This is a genomic window from Lysobacter sp. ISL-50, assembly GCF_018612875.1.
Classification (GTDB): domain Bacteria; phylum Pseudomonadota; class Gammaproteobacteria; order Xanthomonadales; family Xanthomonadaceae; genus Lysobacter.
In genome coordinates this window covers 67575-84255 of record NZ_JAGGRI010000034.1, presented here as the reverse complement: position 1 = coordinate 84255, position 16681 = coordinate 67575, and the positions used below count along the sequence as shown (strand labels likewise).

14 protein-coding genes are annotated in these 16681 nt (G+C 67.8%); 6 read left to right on the top strand and 8 right to left on the bottom strand.

What is annotated here, in order from left to right; translation table 11 throughout:
* Together J7J50_RS18700 and J7J50_RS18695 are read right to left on the bottom strand one after the other, a co-directional pair.
* The coding region (locus J7J50_RS18700) for a hypothetical protein (protein ID WP_215097535.1) at positions 1–327 on the bottom strand (327 nt) is incomplete at its 3' end.
* A gap of 7 nt (positions 328–334) precedes the next feature.
* Positions 335–1117 (bottom strand): enoyl-CoA hydratase-related protein, encoded by a 783-nt coding sequence (locus J7J50_RS18695; protein ID WP_215056909.1) that lies wholly within the window; start codon positions 1115–1117, stop codon positions 335–337.
* 244 nt (positions 1118–1361) lie between these two features.
* Between J7J50_RS18695 and J7J50_RS18690 the strand changes: the two genes are divergently transcribed.
* The 5 genes from J7J50_RS18690 (at position 1362) to J7J50_RS18675 (ending at position 5575) form a co-directional block, all read left to right on the top strand.
* On the top strand, positions 1362–2048 hold the full coding sequence (locus J7J50_RS18690) for an FKBP-type peptidyl-prolyl cis-trans isomerase N-terminal domain-containing protein (protein WP_215056908.1): 687 nt from the start codon (positions 1362–1364) through the stop codon (positions 2046–2048).
* A gap of 189 nt (positions 2049–2237) precedes the next feature.
* A complete protein-coding gene (locus J7J50_RS24910) occupies positions 2238–2420 on the top strand; it encodes a DUF1289 domain-containing protein (RefSeq protein WP_251044433.1) in 183 nt (60 codons plus the stop codon).
* Positions 2417–3091, top strand: coding sequence for a CoA pyrophosphatase (locus J7J50_RS25300; RefSeq protein ID WP_343222544.1), 675 nt, complete (start codon positions 2417–2419; stop codon positions 3089–3091). Before J7J50_RS24910 ends, J7J50_RS25300 begins: the two co-directional genes overlap by 4 nt.
* Positions 3088–3939 carry a sulfurtransferase gene (locus J7J50_RS18680; RefSeq protein ID WP_215056907.1) on the top strand — a complete coding sequence of 284 codons (852 nt, stop codon included), beginning with the start codon at positions 3088–3090 and terminating at the stop codon, positions 3937–3939. Before J7J50_RS25300 ends, J7J50_RS18680 begins: the two co-directional genes overlap by 4 nt.
* 289 nt (positions 3940–4228) lie before the next feature.
* Positions 4229–5575: a substrate-binding domain-containing protein gene (locus tag J7J50_RS18675; protein ID WP_215056906.1), complete on the top strand. Its 1347-nt coding sequence runs from the start codon at positions 4229–4231 to the stop codon at positions 5573–5575.
* Positions 5576–5606: 31 nt separating this feature from the next.
* On the opposite strand, the gene J7J50_RS18670 is transcribed toward J7J50_RS18675, so the two are convergent.
* Positions 5607–6365 (bottom strand): enoyl-CoA hydratase/isomerase family protein, encoded by a 759-nt coding sequence (locus J7J50_RS18670; RefSeq protein WP_215056905.1) that lies wholly within the window; start codon positions 6363–6365, stop codon positions 5607–5609.
* Positions 6362–7918 (bottom strand): DUF4139 domain-containing protein, encoded by a 1557-nt coding sequence (locus tag J7J50_RS18665; RefSeq protein WP_215056904.1) that lies wholly within the window; start codon positions 7916–7918, stop codon positions 6362–6364. The genes J7J50_RS18670 and J7J50_RS18665 overlap by 4 nt, the downstream gene beginning before the upstream one ends.
* Positions 7919–7956: 38 nt before the next feature.
* Between J7J50_RS18665 and J7J50_RS18660 the strand changes: the two genes are divergently transcribed.
* The gene (locus J7J50_RS18660; RefSeq protein ID WP_215056903.1) at positions 7957–8439 is read left to right on the top strand and encodes a copper chaperone PCu(A)C; all 483 of its coding nucleotides are present in this window, start codon (positions 7957–7959) and stop codon (positions 8437–8439) included.
* Between the two features lie 157 nt (positions 8440–8596).
* Here J7J50_RS18660 and J7J50_RS18655 read toward each other — a convergent pair whose 3' ends face one another.
* The 4 genes from J7J50_RS18655 to J7J50_RS18640 all read right to left on the bottom strand — a co-directional run bounded on the left by J7J50_RS18655 (position 8597) and on the right by J7J50_RS18640 (position 15865).
* Positions 8597–8989 carry a thioesterase family protein gene (locus J7J50_RS18655; RefSeq protein WP_251044438.1) on the bottom strand — a complete coding sequence of 131 codons (393 nt, stop codon included), beginning with the start codon at positions 8987–8989 and terminating at the stop codon, positions 8597–8599.
* Between the two features lie 206 nt (positions 8990–9195).
* Entirely contained in the window at positions 9196–12120 is a 2925-nt protein-coding gene (gene uvrA / locus J7J50_RS18650) for an excinuclease ABC subunit UvrA (protein WP_215056901.1), read from the bottom strand.
* Between the two features lie 439 nt (positions 12121–12559).
* The gene (locus J7J50_RS18645) at positions 12560–13462 is read right to left on the bottom strand and encodes an OmpA family protein (protein WP_215056900.1); all 903 of its coding nucleotides are present in this window, start codon (positions 13460–13462) and stop codon (positions 12560–12562) included.
* 327 nt (positions 13463–13789) lie between these two features.
* Positions 13790–15865 carry a S8 family peptidase gene (locus J7J50_RS18640; protein WP_215056899.1) on the bottom strand — a complete coding sequence of 692 codons (2076 nt, stop codon included), beginning with the start codon at positions 15863–15865 and terminating at the stop codon, positions 13790–13792.
* Positions 15866–16681: the final 816 nt, after the last annotated feature.

Below are 16681 nucleotides of genomic sequence, written 5' to 3'. Positions count from 1 at the left end.
GGCGCGCTGCGCCGCGCGTTCGTCGGCGCGGCGTTGCAGCCGTTGCGCGCGGGCGCGGTAGCGGTCGCGCGCGGCCAACGCGGTCAATCGATTCGCGCGCGCCTGGCCGATAGCGAGCGCGCACGCGGGCGTGCAATGCGCGCAGGCGAGGGTCGGGTCGGCGTCGTCGTTCAACAGGCCCAGGGCGATGGCGCGATCCAGATCGTCGCGCGCCAGCGCGCGCGCGATCGCATGCGCCGCCGCGCCGCGCGGATCGGTGCAGCCGCACGCGCAGGCGGCATCGCCCGGCGCGTCGTTATCGGATTCGCGATGGCCCGATGCGCTCACGCCGGACTCAACGGCCGTGGAACGCCGGCTTGCGCCGTTCCAGGAACGCGCCGGTGCCTTCGCGCATGTCGTCGGTGGAGAACATCAAACCGAATTGCGCGGTCTCGTACTCCAGGCCTTCTTCGATGCCGCATTCGCCGCCGACCGCGACGCAGTCGAGCACGCCGCGCAACGCCAGCGGCGCGGACGCGGCCAGTTGCTCGGCCAGCTTGAAGGTCTCCGCTTCCAGCTCGGCCGCGGCGATCACCCGGTTGACGATGCCCAGTTCCTTCGCCCGCGCCGCGTCGATCGGCGCGCCGAGCAGGCACAGCTCCAGGGTCGCGGCGCGGCCGGCCAGGCGCAGCAGGCGCTGGGTGCCGCCGAAACCGGGGATCAGGCCGAGGTTGATCTCGGGCTGGCCGATCTTGGCGCTGTCCGCGGCCAGGCGCAGATGGCAGCCCATCGCCAGTTCCAGGCCGCCGCCGAGGGCGAAACCGTTGATCATCGCGATCACCGGCTTGGGCATTTTCTCGATCCGGCGCATCAGTTTCTGCCCGCGCAGGGAGAAATCGCGGCCCTGGACCGGGGTCAAGGTATTCATTTCCGAGATATCGGCGCCGGCGACGAAGGCCTTCGGGCCGGCCCCGGTGAGGACCACGGCGCGCACCGCCGGGTCGGCCGCGGCGGCCTCGAAGGCGGCCAGCAGGGCGTCCAGGGTGGCCGCGTTGAGCGCGTTCAGCTTGTCCGGACGGTTCACGCAGATCTGGCGCACGGCGCCGCGATCGGCGATCAGCAAGGGCGATTCGGTCATGTGATGGCCGTAGGGTTCTCGAAAATTGCGGGGAGTGGGGATTGCGACCGCCGTTGAACTCCGCGGTCGCGGCGCTGTCATAGGCGGGCGGCGTCAGTGGCGGTTAAGCGCTGCCGCCGGTATCCTAACCCGTCCTGTCCGGGGCTTTCGACCGCAGGGCTTTACACATTGGGGCATTGGAAAGTGCTCCCAGCTGATCGGGGCGGCGAAGGTCGCCCCGTGCCATTACCGGAGGTTTCACCGAATGAAGTTGCGTTTGATTGCTGCCGCCGTCGCGGCCCTGGCACTGACCGCCGGCAACGCCGTCGCGCAGGACACTTCTTCCGAGAAGGGCAAGCTGAGCTACGCGCTCGGCTACGACCTCGGCAGGAATGCCGTGGAAAGCGGCGAGCAGGTCGATGTGAACACCATCATCAAGGGTCTGCAGGACGGTTATTCCAAGAAGCAGCCGTCCGTGCCGGTCGAGCAACTGCGCACTGCCGTGCAGAACATGCAGAAGCGCCAGACCGAGCGCGCCAAGGCCGAGTGGGACAAGGCCGCGGCCGAGAACAAGACCAAGAGCGAAACCTTCATCAACGCCAATAAGTCCAAGGCGGGCGTGAAGGTGCTGCCGAGCGGCGTGCAGTACCGCGTGATCGACAACGGCACCGGCGCCAAGCCGACCTCCTCGAGCACCGTGGCGCTGGAAGTGGCCGGCCCGTTCCCCTGGGGCGAGCGTCCGGCGCAGGCGCGTCCGGCCAACTCGATCCCGTCGATTAAGGTCAGCGACATCGAAATGAAGGCGATGCAGGAAACCCTGCTGCAGATGCCGACCGGTTCCAAGTGGGAAGTGACGCTGCCCTCGGCCCAGGCTTACGGCGCCGATCCGCGCACCCCGTTCCCGCCGAACGTGGCGGTGCAGTTCGAAATCAAGCTGGTCAGCGTCAAGTAATACGACCACGAAGCTCGAACGCAGTTGTGTGACGCACTTGCGCCGGCCCGTCCGGCGCAAGTCGTTTGTGGGGTCCGGCGGCGCATGCCCGGCATGGCGCCGATTTTCCGTTCTGCTTGCCGCCCGCGCGGCGAGGCTTTACCCGGCCGGCCCGCCAGGCAAAATGGCGGCATGGCCCCGGTGGACGATATGACGACTTTTCGCGCGGTGCTGAGCCCCTGCATCGGCGTATGCCAACTTCGCGACGACGGCCTGTGCATGGGCTGCCATCGCACCACCGCGGAAATCGCGCGCTGGTCGCAAATGAACGACGACGAACGCCTGCGCCTGATGGAAGACGTGCTGCCCAAGCGCGAGGCGGGCCTGCGGTGAGTTCCGAGGCCGCCTCCGGTTCCGCCGCGTCCGCGTTCGCCGGAAATTTTCTCGACGGCGATTCGCGCGCGCGCACGCGCCTGCTGGCGGCGCTGCATCCGCTCGACGCCGCGCCCGAGAGCGACGGCTGGAATCTCGACGATGTCACCGACCTGCTGCCCGACAACGCGCTGCACGCGCAGGCCGCGGTGCTGGTCGGTCTGGTGCCGCGCGGCGAAGGCGTGCAGGTGCTGCTGACCCGGCGCACCGACGGATTGCGCCAGCACGGCGGGCAGGTCAGTTTCCCCGGCGGACGCATCGAGCCCAGCGATGAAGACGCGGTCGCCGCGGCGCTGCGCGAGACCGAAGAGGAAATCGGCGTGCCGGCCGCGTTGATCGCGCCGTTGGGGTTTCTCGACCCGCTGGTCACCATCACCGGTTTTCGCGTGTTGCCGCTGGTGGCGGTGATCGACCCGGCTTACGTGGCGCGGCCCGATCCGGGCGAGGTCGCGGAAGTGTTCGAAGTCCCGCTGACCTTCCTGCTGGACCCGGACAACCTCGGCACGCGCACGCTCGAGTACAAGGGCCGCGCGCGCCACGTGCTGGAATACCGCTATCCGAGCCAGCGCATCTGGGGCGCGACCGCGTCGATGCTGCTCAACCTGCGACAACGATTGGAGGCTGCGCGATGACCGCCTGGACCACCCTGGTATCGGCCGAGGATCTCGCCGCGGCGCTGGGCCGCGAAGATCTGATCGTTATCGACACCCGCACCTCGCTCACCGATCGCGCGGCCAGCGAGAACGCCTACCGGCAATCGCACATCCCCGGCGCGCGTTACGCCGATCTGGATCGCGACCTGTCGGATCATCGCAAGACCTCCGGCGGCCGCCACCCGTGGCCGGACGCCGCCGATTTCACCGCCACCCTGGGCCGCTGGGGCGTCACGCCGCAGCATCAGGTGGTGGTGTACGACGCCGCCGACGGCGCGCTCGCCGCTTCGCGCCTGTGGTTCCTGCTGCGCGTGCTGGGCCATCGGCGCGTGGCCGTGCTCGATGGCGGCTGGCAGCGCTGGAGCGCGCTCGGCTTGCCGGCCGACGCCGGGATTCCGGCGCCGCAAGCGACGCACTACCAGGCGAGCTTCGACGCGCGCCGCCTGCTCGACGCGCAGGACGTGCGCGCCTTGCTCGATTCCGGCGGCCTGCTGATCGATGCGCGCGCCGGCGAGCGTTTTCGCGGCGAAGTCGAACCGCTCGACCGCGTCGCCGGGCACGTGCCGGGCGCGAGCCATCGCGCGTACTCGGCCAACCTGGCCGACGGCCGCTTCAAATCGCCGCAAACCCTGGCGTCGGAATTCGCGCCGTTGCTGGGCGGACGCGAGCCGGCGCAAGTCGCGGCGATGTGCGGCTCGGGCGTGACCGCCTGCCATCATCTGCTGGCGATGGCGCACGCCGGTTTCGACGGCGCGGCGTTGTATACCGGTTCCTGGAGCGGATGGATCGAAGATTCGCAGCGGCCGATCGCGACCGGCGAAGGCTGACGGCCGCGTTGCCGGCGTTCGATCCGGCCGGATGGCGCGCAACTGTCTGTGTGCGAGGCGCTTTCGGATGGTTCGTTCGCGACGACAGTTGCGACGCGAATTGGCGCCCGCATCGTTTTTAAGCCGCGAATTGCGCGATTCCCGCACGCGCGGCGCGTTCGCGCAGCACAACCCAACTGTGCGCAATAAGTCGATCGCTTAACGTTATCGAAGTGACGCGCGTCGCGTAACGGTCGCGTCACAGGCCGCGCCCATCCTTCGCGCAATTCGCACAGGGGGAGTGCGCGCCATGCCGCGTGCCGTCGTTTCGCCGTTCTTGTTGGTTTTTGCCTTCGTCCTTTCCGCCTTCGCCGCTCCCGCCGCCGCACAGGACGCCGAGCGCGTGCGCATCCGCGGTTCCAACACTCTGGCGCATGCGCTGGTGCCGGCGGTCGCGCAATCGTGGTTGCGCGATATCGGCTACAGCGGCATCCGCGTGGACCGGTCGAAGCCGGCGCTGACCGAAATCCACGCCACTCGCGACGGCCAGCCCTTGATCGTGGAAATCGGCGCCAGCGATTCGGCGCGCGGTTTCAACGATCTGATCGAGGGCCAGACCCAGATCGCGATGATGACGCGGCGCCCGAACGCGGCCGAACTCGACGCCGGTTGGCAGCTCGGCGACCTGGGCACGCCCGACCAGGAATTCGTGATCGCGCTCGACGGCGTGGCGGTGGTGGTCAATCGCAACAACCCGGTCGTGCGCCTGAATTTCAATCAACTGCGCGCGTTGTTGTCTGGGCAATCGCGCGACTGGCGCGAACTCGGCGCCGCCGGGCAAGTGCATCTGCACCTGGATTCCAGCGCCGGCGCGGTGCGCGATCTGATCAACGAGCGGGTGATGCGCGGCGCCGCCTTCGCCGAAGCGCAGCAACATGCGAACGCGCGCGAACTGATCGCCGCGGTCGCCGCCGATCCGCTCGCGATCGGCCTGATTCCGCTCGGCGAACATTACGGCGTCGGCACCAGGCCGCTGGCGATCGCCGACGGCGGCCGCGCGATCGCGCCGACCCGCACCGAAGTGTCGAGCGAGGACTATCCGCTGAGCCGGCGCCTGTATCTGTACGGCGGCCAGATGATGGGCGCGCTCAGCCGCAGCTTCGCCTTGTATGCGATGACCCGGCCGGGTCAGCGCGCGGTCGCGCGCAGCGGCCATGTCGCGGTGACGCTGGTGCCCGGACGCGAACGCCGCGTCACCCTCGGCCCGGGCGAATACCGTCAACTGGTCGATAACGCCGTGCGCCTGCCGCTGAGTCTGCGCTTCAACTTCAACGGTCCCAGCGAAAGCGGCGTGGCGGCGAGCGTGTACGACAGCCGCGCGGTGCGCGACCTCGACCGCCTGCGCGCGTTCATGCAATTGCCGCCGAACCGCGGCCGGCGCCTGCTGGTGATCGGTTTCGCCGACATCAGCGCCGGTTCGACGATGGCGGCGATGATGATGAGCAACGACCGCGCCGACCTGATCGCGCAGGAACTGGTTTCGCGCGGTCTCAAGGTGCAGCAGGCGCGCGGCATGGGCACCGCGCTGCCGGTGGCCGGCCCGCGCGACGCGGCGGCGCGTTATCGCAATGAACGCGTCGAGGTTTGGCTGCTTTGAAGCGAGGAACTCGTTTCTACGCTCCTGCCCATCACTTGCCCAGCTTAGCCACCAGCGCCTTCAACGCTACCTGCGTATCCAGCGAATACCAGGATTCGACGAAGCGATCGAGCTCGATATGCTCCGGCCGCAGGGCCTCGATCAGATCCGCGCGGGCCAGGGCGCGGGTTTGCAGCATCGCGCTGCGCGGCAGGCTCAACAGTTGCTGCAGCCATTCGCGCGCGCGCTCGGAGACCGCGTCGATCTCGACCAGTTCATCGACCAGGCCGATGCGCAGCGCGTTTTCGGCATTCACCATCGCGCCGGCCACCAGCAGGCGTTCGGCGCGATAGGTGCCGACCACGCGCCGCATCAGGCGCTGGATGCCTTCCGGCGCGACCAGGCCGACCTGGGTTTCGTTGAGGCCGATGCCGTAGTCGCCCGAGGCCATCACCCGGTAATCGCAGCACAAGGCCAGTACGCAGCCGCCGGCCGGCGCGTGGCCGGCGATCGCCGCGACCACCGGCACCGGCGAGGACGCCAATGCGCGGCTGAGGCCGAAGAAGGCCTGCCAGGCCAGCAGCAGATGATCGCGCCGATCGCCCAGCGAGATCAGGTAGGGCACGTCCAGACCCGCGGAGAACACCTTCGGACCGCCGCTGAGCACGATGCCGTGCGCGCCGTGCAGCACCGCCTGTTCGATCGCTTCGCGCGCGGCGTTGCACAGCGCCGGATTGAGCGCGTTGACCGGCGCGCGCGCCAGCTTGATTTCGACGATGTCGCCGTGGGTCTGGGTTTCTACGCAATTCATGGTTTGACGTCCTGGGGCCAGCGATAGCGCACGGTGTAGGTCAGCTTGGTTTCGCCTTCGGCCGGCACGGGCACCTCGAACTGAGCGTGGCGCGCGTCCTTCTTCTTCGACGGCAGGCTGGAGGACACGATCTCCCAATCGGTCCAGCGCGGCAAGGGTTCGGTGACGCGAACCGTGGCGAGGTTCTTCTTCGCGTTCTTGACGGTGATCGCGAACGATTCGGTGATGGTCCGTCCGGTACGGTCGAGCTGGAACGCGGTGGCTTCGCGCTTGCCGCTCAGGTCGAAGACTTTGCCGAGTTCGAGCTTGATGTCGGCGCCCGACGGGGTGTGCTGGAGTTGGGATTCACCGAGGAAATCGCCGCCGTCGAAGGCGCGCACGCGGCCGGCCGGCAACGGCAGCCCCAGGCCGGAGGCCTTGTCGTTCTTGAACTCGACCTTGGACACCACCGGGATGTCGCCGGTCTGGCCGCCGTAGTCGCGATCGATCAGCGGCGTCGGCGGCTGCCAGCCGTTGTCGCTGGCTTCCAGCGAGTAGATGCGTTCGCAGGCGACCGCGTCGTTGCGCGGGAACAGCGCGATGCGTTCGGTGCCGCCGTTGTTCAGGCTGGCCGGTTGCGACAGATCGTAGGCGTGGTATTCGCCGGCGGCGCGCTCGAGCGGCATCGGCGGTGGCGGCGCGGCCGGCGCGGCTACCGCGTAACTGTCGGCCTGGATGCGTGAGCCGGTGACCTGGACGAAGTCGAGATTGCGCGTGCGATTGGGCTCGCCCGCGACCAGGCTCAGGCGCACGTCGTTGAAGGCGCGGCCGCTGCGATTGGCGACCAGCGCCGCGCCGTCCAGCGCCAGCTTGCAGCCGCCGCCGGAGGCGAGCGTGGCGCGGTATTCGGCGCGCCAGGCCATGCCGCCCATGGGGTAGCTCAATACGAAATCGGCGTTGCCGGCCTGCGCGGCATTGACCGTCCACTGCAGCGCCGATTGGCGCGGCAGCACGTTGTCGTTATCGACCAGGCTGAAGCTGTCGTAGCTGCGGATGACCTTGACCCGGCCGTCGTCGAGGGCGAGGGTGAGGCCGTCGCCAGCCGCCAGCAGCACGCCGCTGTCGGTCTGCTTGGCGCCGCCGGCGGTGTGTTCGACGCTGACCTTGCGGCCGATGGCGACGCCGACCACGTTCTGCGCGCCCGAGACCGGCGCGATGTAGCGCTGTCCCACCACGCTGACGCCGGGGCTGCGCGGCTGCAGCACCGCGGCCTCGACGTCCATCGACGGCGGCAGCGGTTTGTCCGACAGCGAATTGCCGCCGCGCTTGAGATCGAAGCGCAGCGGGCGTTCGACCAAGGCGTAGCCGGGCATGCCGGCGCTGGCGCTGCGCACGTTGGCGAGCGACTCGTAGTCGCCGCTGTAGACGGTCAGGCGGGTCGCGCCGCCGCTGTGCGCATCGGCGCCGTCGGCGTCGGGCGACGCGGCCGGCGTGGCTTTGCCGGCGGGGTCGCCGGAAGGTGAGGAACAGGCGCTCAGGGCTACGGCCAGGGCGAGCAGGCTCAGCTGTTTCATCGTCAACTCCATCGATGCTCGGGGGTTATGATAGGCCGATGAACGTATCGAGCATCCGAACGGGGTTGGCGCTTGCGGCTTTGATCGCCGCCGGCACGGTATTCAGCGTCGCGGCGAAGCAGCCGCCGAAGGCCGCCGCGGCCACGGCCGGCTGTCTGGCCCAGGTGCGGGAGGGTTGGGTGCGCTTGCCGCCGATGCAAATGCCGATGATGGCCGGGTTCGGCCGCATCGAGAACCGTTGCGCGGCGCCGGTGGTGATCGTCGGCGCCAGCAGCGCGGCCTTCGCCGACGTGTCGCTGCACGAGACCCGCATCGTCGATGGGATCAGCAAGATGCGCGCCTTGCCCGAACTGCGCATCGCCCCGGACGGCGCCGCGGTGCTCAAGCCCGGCGGCATGCATCTGATGCTGATGCAGCCGCATGCGCCGCTCAAGGAAGGCAGCCGCGTGGCGATCGAGTTCCGGCTCAAGGACGGCGGCTCGCTGCTGGGCGAGTTCGAGGTGCGCAAAGCCGCGCCCTGAGGCGGTTGCTGACGCGGCGATCTTGTCGCTATCGGTCTTGGAAAGAACGCGAAACCCGTTACCCGGTGCCCCCTTTGGAAAAGGGGCGAGCGCACGGCGCGAAATCGAAGCCGGGAAAATCTTCAGCGCGGGGGATTCGCTCCTGCCCGCGCGGTCATCAACCCAACGAGCAGGCCGTGCGCACGGGCTCGGGCAACGCCGCCGGTTGCCCGGTGTCGCGATGTATCCACACCAGCACGACGTTGCCGTCGCAATAAATCGCCGTTTCGTCGTGGGCGCCGACGATGCGATGGCCGATGCTCAGGCTGGTGTTGCCCAGGCGCTCGACGAACAGTTCGACATCGATCTCGTTCGGCCATTCGATCGGCCGGCGATAGTTCAGATGCGCGGCGGCGACCACCGGCGCGACGTGTTCGTCCATGCCGTGGCCGGGCAGGGTCACCATCCAGCGCAGGCGCGCTTCCTCCAGATAGCTGAGGAACTGCGAATTGTTGACGTGGTTGAAGGCGTCCAGGTCGCGCCAGCGCACCGACAGCGGGACGCGGATCAATGCGGGCGGGACGGCGGGCGTCGGCGCCGCGATTGCGGTTACCGGCGCGTTGGAAGCCGTGGGCTGGGTCGCCTGCGCGGTTACCGCGCTGTCGGTAGCCGCCGCCGCTTCGGTCTGCTTGCGCGAACGCGGACTGCGCTTGCGCGGTGCCGGCTTGGCCTTGTCGGCGTCGCCGCCGGCCGCCGGGGCCTTCTTCTTGGTATCGCTCATGCAGCGGATTTCTTCTTGGCGCGCGCGGCCGGCGCGTCGGATTTCGCCACCGGTTTCTTCTTCGCAGGCTCAGCGGGCTTGGCCTTCTTCGGCGTGCCCAGCAGCGGTGCGAGGAAGTGGCCGGTATGCGAATGCGGCAGCGCGGCGATGTCTTCCGGCGTGCCGGTGGCGAGGATGGTGCCGCCGCGATGGCCGCCTTCCGGACCCAGGTCGATGACCCAGTCGGCGGTCTTGATCACGTCGAGGTTGTGCTCGATCACCACCACCGTGTTGCCGTCGTCGCGCAGGCGGTGCAGGACCGCGAGCAGGTGCTCGATGTCGTGGAAATGCAGGCCCGTGGTCGGCTCGTCGAGGATGTACAGCGTGCGCCCGGTATCGCGGCGCGAGAGTTCCTTCGACAGCTTCACGCGCTGCGCTTCGCCGCCCGACAGGGTGGTCGCGCTCTGGCCCAGCTTGATGTAGCTCAGGCCCACGTCCATCAGCGTTTCGAGTTTGCGCGCGATGGTCGGCACCGCTTCGAACAGGCTCAGCGCCGCTTCCACCGTCATCGACAGCACGTCGTTGATGTTGTAGCCCTTGTACAACACCTCCAGCGTCTCGCGGTTGTAGCGCTTGCCGTGGCAGACGTCGCAGGGCACGTACACGTCCGGCAGGAAGTGCATCTCGACCTTGATCAGGCCGTCGCCCTGGCAGGCCTCGCAACGGCCGCCGCGCACGTTGAAGCTGAAACGGCCCGGCGAATAGCCGCGCGAGCGCGCTTCGGGCACCTGCGCGAACAACTCGCGCAGCGGCGTGAACAAGCCGGTGTAGGTGGCCGGATTGGAGCGCGGCGTGCGCCCGATCGGCGACTGGTCGATGTCCACGACCTTGTCGAACAGCTCGATGTTCTCCACCGCCTTGTACGGCGCCGGGGTTTGCGAAGCGCCGTTCAACTCGTTGGCGGCGATCACGTACAGCGTGTCGTTGATCAGCGTGGACTTGCCCGAACCCGACACGCCAGTGACGCAGGTCAACAGCCCCGCGGGGATGTGCAGATCGACATCCTTGAGGTTGTTGCCGCTGGCGCCGCGCAGATGCAGGGTGGTCTTCGGGTTCGGCTTGTGCCGGATCTTGGGAATTTCGATCTTGCGCTTGCCGCTGAGGTACTGGCCGGTCAGCGAACGCGGCGCTCTCAGGATGTCGGCGAAGTGGCCCTGGGCGACGATCTCGCCGCCGTGCACGCCCGCGCCGGGGCCGATATCGACGATGTAGTCGGCCAGTCGCATCGCGTCTTCGTCGTGCTCGACCACGATCACGGTGTTGCCCAGATCGCGCAGACGCGTCAGCGTGCCGAGCAGGCGCTCGTTGTCGCGCTGATGCAGGCCGATCGAAGGCTCGTCGAGCACGTACATCACCCCGACCAGTCCGGCGCCGATCTGGCTGGCCAGACGGATGCGCTGGGCTTCGCCGCCCGACAGCGAGTCGGCCTTGCGTTCCAGGGTGAGGTAATCCAGGCCGACATCGACCAGGAAGCGCAGGCGATCGACGATCTCCTTGACGATCTTGATCGCGATCTCGCCGCGCCAGCCCGGTAGTTCCAGGCCCTTGAAGAAATTCAGCGCTTCATCGACCGGCAGCACCACCAGGTCCGGCAGCGGACGCTCGGCGACGAAGACGTTGCGCGCGGCGCGGTTGAGGCGCGCGCCGCCGCAGTCGGGGCAGGGACGCTGGCTGATGAACTTGGCCAGTTCCTCGCGCACCGCCGCCGATTCGGTCTCGCGGTAACGCCGCTCCAGGTTCGGCACGATGCCTTCGAAGCGATGCTTGCGCTGGCTGCGGCCGCCGTTCTCGGTGATGTAGTTGAAGCTGATCTGCTCGTCGCCGCTGCCGTACAGCACCGCCTGTTGCTGGGTCGCGGTCAGCGACTGCCACGGTGTATCGACATTGAACTTGTAGTGCTTGGCCAGCGACTGGATCAGTTGGAAGTAGTAGGCGTTGCGGCGATCCCAGCCGCGCACCGCGCCGGCCGAGAGCGACAGTTCCGGGTGCACGACCACGCGCGCGGGATCGAAGAATTCCGCCACGCCCAGGCCGTCGCAGGTCGGGCAGGCGCCGACCGGCGAATTGAACGAGAACAGCCGCGGTTCGAGTTCGGGCAGCGAGTAATCGCAGACCGGGCAGCTGTACTTGGACGAGAACAGCAACGGCGCGGTTTCGGCGTTGTCCAGCGACTGCACCTGGGCCATGCCGTCGCCGAGCTTGAGCGCGGTTTCGAACGATTCGGCCAGGCGCTGCTTGATGTCGTCGCGCGGACGGAAGCGATCGACCACCGCCTCGATGGTGTGCTTGACGCGCAGGGCCAGCGGCGGCACCGCGTCGATCTCGTACAGCTGGCCGTCCACGCGCACGCGCACGAAGCCCTGCGCGCGCAGTTGCTCGAATATCTGCGCGTGCTCGCCCTTGCGTTCGCGGATGACCGGCGCGAGCAGCATGTAGCGCTGCTCCGGGTCGAGCGCGATGGCCTGATCGACCATCTGGCTGACGGTCTGCGCCTCCAGCGGATAGTGGTGATCCGGGCAGCGCGGCGAGCCGACGCGCGCGTACAGCAGGCGCAGGTAGTCGTAGACCTCGGTGATCGTGCCGACGGTCGAACGCGGGTTGTGCGAGGTGGATTTCTGCTCGATCGAAATCGCCGGCGAAAGGCCTTCGATGTGGTCCACATCGGGCTTTTCCATCACCGACAGGAACTGCCGCGCGTAGGCCGACAGCGATTCGACGTAGCGGCGCTGGCCTTCGGCGTAAATGGTGTCGAAAGCCAGCGAGGACTTGCCCGAGCCGGACAGTCCGGTGATCACGATCAGCTTGTCGCGCGGCAGATCGAGATCGATGTTCTTGAGGTTGTGCGTCCGCGCGCCGCGGATGCGGATGTAGTCCAGCGCCATCGGGTGCCTGCAAGGGGGAGAGTCGCCGGCGCGAAAGGCGACGGCGAACAGGGGAGCGTATCGAGTGGGGAAGGTGGGGGCAAATCCGCCGAACCAAAGCGCGCGGGGGCGTCACCGGCGATGTCATGCCGGGCCCGTGGGGCTTGGGATTCAGGCGCTGGCGCCGGGCGGGCCCGGGATCGCCGTGAACGCCGCGGACTGATCCGGCAAAGCCGACTGCGCGAACTGGGGCGGGGCGAGGCGGCTGTTGTGGGAGGGGCTTCAGCCTTAGGACGGCTCTTGTGGGAGGGACTTCAGCCCTGGGATGGCTCTTGTGGGAGGGGCTTCAGCCCCGATGCTTTTCGCTCCGACGCAGCGATCTGAACGAAGAGCATCGGGGCTGAAGCCCCTCCCACAGTCTCACTCGATCAGAACGAGGGGCCGAAACCCCTCCCAAGCCTCACTTGACCACGCTGAAGCGCAACGGCGTAGTCGTGGTACCCGGTTCGCCGCGGGTATCGAGCGCACCCGGGTTGACCCCGTTGACGATCAACTGGACCTTCACCGCCTCGGCGCGCTGCCGCGACAGGATTTCGTTGTCGGCGGCCTGGCCGGCGCCGCCGCCCGGGCCGACGATTTCGAAGCGCGCGTCCTTGGGCCCGGCCGCGATGGCCTTGGCCGCGCGGCTGAGGATGTCCAGGCTGGCCGGGGCGATGCGCGCGCCGCCGTCGTCGAAGCGCAGGTTGATCTGGTTCAGCGCCTTGGCGATGTCGGCGGCGCCGGACTTGCCCGGCTCCAGCGCGGCCAGGGCCTGGGCCGCGGCGTCGCTGGACGCGGCGGTGCCGCCGACGCCCTCGAACAGGCCGCCGTAGCTGAAACCAGGGAACAGGGTCTTGGCCTTCTCCAGCAGCACGGCGCGGTCGGCATCGTTGACCTGACCGCTGAGCTCGATCTTGTTGCCTTCGAAATTCACCGCCACGCCCGGCATGGTCAGCGCGGCGGCGAACTGCGGCAGCTTGTCCTGCCACGGCGCCGGCTTGGCGGCCTTGTCGGCGTTGAGGGTGCCGGTGATCTGGCCGGCGTAGGCCTGGGCCAGGGCGATGGTCAGGGTCTTGCGCGTGGCCTCGCTATCGACGGTGCCGTCGTAGCGGATCGCGCCGTTGTTGTTGACCAGACTGAGCCTGGCGTCGAAGCGCACCACCGGCGCGGCCGCGGCGGCCGGAGCGGCGCCATCGGCGGGCGCGGTATCGGTGGAGGGCGCGTTGCGGTTGCAGGCGCTCAGGCCGGCGAGCGCGGCCAACAGCAGGCCGCCGGCGAGAAAGGAGGAGCGGGGCGTGCGGGAAACGGACAGGGCGGTGCGCATGGAGTCTCCGCTGGGATGGGGCTTGGGGGAAACGAGGTGATGCGATGCGTGCAGGGGCGGCGAGGCGTCGTCGCGCGGGCTGCCGACAGTGGAGTGCGAAAGCGGTCCTCAAGTTCCGGTGAATCGAATGCCCGATTGCGTGCTTCTTCGCTCGTCGTTCCCGCGAACGCGGCAACCCGGCGGTTTTCGCGAAAACCCGCGAACTCCGCCGATGCTCGCTTTCGCGGCAATCACCAACGACAAACCGCTGAACAATCCGCCGCGGCAAACCTCAAGAAAAACGAAGGGCCCGGCGCACCGGGCCCTTCGTCCTTGCTTACGCTGCCATCAGCGGCTGGAGTTGTACGTGATCGAAACCGGATCAGCGCATTCCTGCGTACCGTTGTTGCACAGCTTGTAGCTCATGGTGCCGCTGCCGATGATGCGGAAGGTATCGGTGTTGGCGCCGGTGTTGCGCACGGTCTTGAGGATCGCGCCGTTGCGGTACACGTCGATATTCTTCTTGCCCTTCTCCCACGACAGGTTCACCGAGGTGCGGTGGTTGGACATGGCGCTGGCCTTGGCTTCGACGCGACGCGGATAGTTGGCGTCGACGAAGCTCGGGTACAGCGACATGCCGGCCGAAGCGCGGTAGCCCTTGACCTGGACGTACCACACGCCGCCCTGCGGGGTCGGGAAGAAGCAGGTCTCGTTGTTGGACGAGGTGAACGGACGGCAGTCGTAGGACGTGCTGGTCGGTTCCGCGCCGTACTTGACGTAGATGTCCGAGTCGCCGGTACCGCCGTACATGGCGAACAACAGGTTCGACGCGCCGTTCGGAACCAGCAGCTGGTACTTGATGATGCCGTTGGCGCCGACTTCGATGTTGGTCACGGTGACGCCGTTTTCCAGCTCGATCGCCGGTTCCGGTTCCGGCGGGACCGGATCGGGCGGCAGCGGTTCGGTGCCCTTGGCCACGGCGACGGCGTAACGCGCATCGACGATGCCCGCGCCGCACCAGTTGGCGAAGCTGCAGCCGCCCGGCTGACCGCCGACGTGGGCGGTGTTGACCAGGATCTTTTCGATCTCGGCCGGGGTCTTCGGCGTGGTCACCGCCGACTGCATCAGCGCGACCACGCCGGCGACGTGCGGCGCCGCCATCGAGGTGCCGGCCATCCACGCATAACCTTCGCCCGCTTGTTCGTGCGCGCCCAGGTTCAGGGTGGACAGGATGTTGTCGGCCGCCGGCACCACGCCGGAGCCGCCCGGTGCGGCGACGTCGATCTTGGGACCGAAGTTGGAGTAACCGGCCAGGGCGCCGGTCGGACCGACCGCGGACACCGCGATCACGTTGTCGCAGTTGGCGGGCGAGAAGTTGGCGACGTCGCCGCCGGAGTTGCCCGCGGCGATGACCACCGTGGTGCCGCGCGCGCGCGCATCGGCGAAGGCCACCTGTTCGGCCGCCGAGCAAGCGCCGCTGCCGCCGAGGCTGAGGTTGATGACTTCGGCCGGGGTGGTGTTGTTCGGAACGCCCGCGACGGTGCCGCCGGAGGCCCAGACCACCGCATCGATGATGTCGGAGGTGTAACCCCCGCACTTGCCGAGCACGCGTACCGGCTGGACCTTGGCGCCGTGCGCGACGCCGGCCACGCCGGTGCCGTTGTTGGTCGCCGCGGCGATGGTGCCGGCCACGTGGGTGCCGTGCCAGCTGCTGTCGTCGGGCTGGCCGAACAGATCGCATTCGCCGTCGTGCCAGTCGCCCGGATCGTTCGGGTCCGCATCGCGGCCGTCGCCGTCGACGCTGACTTCCGGATCGACGATGAAGTCGTAGCCCGGAATGATGTTGGCGTTGAGATCGCTGTGCGGGGTGATGCCGGTGTCGAGCACCGCGACCACGATGCCGTCGCCGGTGGCGATGTCCCAGGCCGGTTCGAGGTTCAGGCCGCCCGGGCCGTTCTTGTAATGCCACTGCTGCGCATAGCCGGGGTCGTTGGGGACCATCGTCTTGTGCTTCAGCGTGTCGGGAATGACTTCGATGATGCTCGGGTCCTGCTTCATCAACTCGATCGCCAGTTCCTTCGTCGCGGCGGCGTCGAGCGCGGTATCGGTCTTGATCAGGTTCGAGCCGGTGGCGAGCGTGCGCAGCGGCATGATGCCCAGGCCGAGCGTGCTGGCGGCCTTGGCGTAGACCTGGCTGCTGGAAACGGCGGCCTTGCTGGAGGCGCCGGCGGCGTGGGTGATGATGAAGCGCCTATGCGTTTCGGTGGCGGCCTGCTTGGCGGCTGCCTTGGGCGCGACCACCTTGGCCACATGCGCCTTGTTGACGGCTTGGAACTTACCGCTGGAGTAGGCCACCGGCGCGATAATCGCCGCCGTCGCCAGCGCCAGAGCGGTCCATTTCAACGAACGTGCTTTGCGAGTCATGACAAACATCCTTGATCCTTCGTTTCGCATGATCCCCTTCGCATCCCCTGTCTAGCGTCGGGCCTTGGTCCGCGGCAGGCGTGCCGTTCTACCTCCGCGGGACTTCCTGGCGCAGCGCGCCCGGCGCGCATCGGCGCCGGCGTGCTGCAGGGTTGGATCGCGGACGCACTCTCCCGTTTCCATGCGCGATGGGCGACATGGAAAACCAGAGCACGTGCATCCGATTGCGCGCGGCAAAGCCGCTGCGCCGTAAACCGGTTTGACCGACGACTGCAAACCACATGCAGAGAATCCCCGAAGAACGCGACCGCCTCATCCTGGCGCGCATGCGTCGCATACGCTGCGCATCGACTCGGCTGTTCCTTGTCGCGCGACCCCCTGCAAGTCGCTCGCGTTCGAAACTAATTGAGCGCGCCCGGTGCGTGCAAGTGTCATCGAAGCTGTGATAGCCGCATGAATGCGACTGAGCGCACATACACGCACAATGCATACAGATGGTGCGTTTTTTGATGCTGGCGGCGGAGCCTGGAAAATCAGTCGTTTTTATCGATCGCGGCGGCTTCGCCGCGGGGCGCGGCGGTTTTCACGCTTGATCAAGTTTCTTTCAGAACTGTGAACTGAGTCGGTCTATTTTTAGCGGGCGCGTCTGCGGTTTTTATGAACTGCTAGGCGATTCTTCCGCGGCTTTGCGACGCGACGCGATTTTTGCGCGGTCGGGGTGAAGAGGCTTCACGCGTTGGAAACTTGCGGTGTTGCAGGGGCGAAACATGGTGGGTGCGGTGCGTGCGAGTGTGTTTCAGCGATGCTTGCTGGTGA

Excerpts from the sequence above, each read along its gene's own strand:
- J7J50_RS18680 (WP_215056907.1), top strand. The coding sequence starts at position 3,088 with ATGACCGCCTGGACCACCCTGGTATCGGCCGAGGATCTCGCCGCGGCG.
- J7J50_RS18695 (WP_215056909.1), bottom strand. The coding sequence starts at position 1,117 with ATGACCGAATCGCCCTTGCTGATCGCCGATCGCGGCGCCGTGCGCCAG.
- J7J50_RS18640 (WP_215056899.1), bottom strand. The coding sequence starts at position 15,865 with ATGACTCGCAAAGCACGTTCGTTGAAATGGACCGCTCTGGCGCTGGCG.
- J7J50_RS24910 (WP_251044433.1), top strand. The coding sequence starts at position 2,238 with ATGACGACTTTTCGCGCGGTGCTGAGCCCCTGCATCGGCGTATGCCAA.
- J7J50_RS18690 (WP_215056908.1), top strand. The coding sequence starts at position 1,362 with ATGAAGTTGCGTTTGATTGCTGCCGCCGTCGCGGCCCTGGCACTGACC.
- uvrA (WP_215056901.1), bottom strand. The coding sequence starts at position 12,120 with ATGGCGCTGGACTACATCCGCATCCGCGGCGCGCGGACGCACAACCTC.
- J7J50_RS18665 (WP_215056904.1), bottom strand. The coding sequence starts at position 7,918 with ATGAAACAGCTGAGCCTGCTCGCCCTGGCCGTAGCCCTGAGCGCCTGT.
- J7J50_RS18670 (WP_215056905.1), bottom strand. The coding sequence starts at position 6,365 with ATGAATTGCGTAGAAACCCAGACCCACGGCGACATCGTCGAAATCAAG.
- J7J50_RS18645 (WP_215056900.1), bottom strand. The coding sequence starts at position 13,462 with ATGCGCACCGCCCTGTCCGTTTCCCGCACGCCCCGCTCCTCCTTTCTC.
- J7J50_RS18675 (WP_215056906.1), top strand. The coding sequence starts at position 4,229 with ATGCCGCGTGCCGTCGTTTCGCCGTTCTTGTTGGTTTTTGCCTTCGTC.
- J7J50_RS18660 (WP_215056903.1), top strand. The coding sequence starts at position 7,957 with ATGAACGTATCGAGCATCCGAACGGGGTTGGCGCTTGCGGCTTTGATC.